We start from the raw sequence: 1077 nt of genomic DNA, 5'->3' as shown, positions 1-1077 counted from the left end.
TTTCTTATTGCACTAAAACAGTATAAACCTTTTAGCTGGCAAAAGTCAATTACAGGTGTCTTTAATCTGGCCAACCGGTATTCCAAACCAGTGGTAGACATGGCCTGCAAAAGGGCTCTGTTTTACCGAGCTTACAGCTATCAGAGCGTCAAAAATATTTGCAGTAAAGGATTGTACCAGGCCCCGGCCGAAAACCTCTCAGTAAAAGGGGAAAATGGCTTTAATCATGATTTAAGTATCTACGACAAATTATCTAACTAATGAAAACTAACTAAAATGGAAGCGTTAAAATCAAAATTAAGGGAATTAAAACTGGCAGGGGTCGTAAAATCACTGGAAACCAGAAATAAATATGCTCTCGAAAATAACATCTCTTACATGGAGTTTTTGGAAATGCTCGTCGAAGACGAATATGCCAATCGCCTTGCCAATTCTTACCGGAAACGTTTCAGCAAATCAAAACTCAATCCTCAGAAGAGTATTGATGAGTACGATTTTAAATACCAGCCCGAGTTGGACAAAAAGCTCATTATGGAACTTGCCTCATGCCGATTTTTAAACCAAAACAAGAATATTGTTCTAATGGGAAAGCCCGGGGTGGGGAAAACCCATCTGGCTAATGCAATCGGGCTGGAAGCTATCAAACAAGGCTATAAGGTTGTTTTTATCCATGTAAACGAGCTAATTGAACGCCTTTCTGCTTCGCGTGCCGACGGTACCTTTTATTACACCCTGAACCAATTCCTAAATACCAATTTGCTTATACTCGACGAAATCGGGTTTAAAAAACTGCCTGCTAACGGCCTGGATGATTTTTTTGAAATTATACGTAAACGCTATGAAAAGGCCTCTATAATTATTACTACTAACCGAAATTTTGAAGATTGGGGTAATGTTTTTGGTGATAATGTTCTGGCTTCCGCTATTATCGACCGTATTGTTCATCATGCATATATCATTAAAATTAACGGTGAAAGTTTTAGAATTAAAGATTATGCGAAAATTGATTAATTTTCCCCTATTTTAGTGGTATACTTTTCGTGAACATTCCTGGTATACTTCTTCCTTATTTTAACA

1 protein-coding gene and 1 pseudogene are annotated in these 1077 nt (G+C 37.6%); both read left to right on the top strand.

The genetic code is table 11. From position 1 onward, the window contains the following. Positions 1–261 (top strand): annotated as a pseudogene (locus BM130_RS15520) (hypothetical protein); the annotation flags it as partial. A 15-nt stretch (positions 262–276) separates the two neighbouring features. Continuing rightward, positions 277–1011, top strand: coding sequence for an IS21-like element helper ATPase IstB (gene istB / locus BM130_RS15115; protein ID WP_074964431.1), 735 nt, complete (start codon positions 277–279; stop codon positions 1009–1011). Positions 1012–1077 lie beyond the last annotated feature (66 nt).

This window comes from Thermophagus xiamenensis (assembly GCF_900112795.1).
Lineage (GTDB): Bacteria > Bacteroidota > Bacteroidia > Bacteroidales > Marinilabiliaceae > Thermophagus > Thermophagus xiamenensis.
Note: the sequence above shows the minus strand (reverse complement) of the source record. Positions and strands in the feature narration are given on the sequence as shown.

Excerpts from the sequence above, each read along its gene's own strand:
- istB (WP_074964431.1), top strand. The coding sequence starts at position 277 with ATGGAAGCGTTAAAATCAAAATTAAGGGAATTAAAACTGGCAGGGGTC.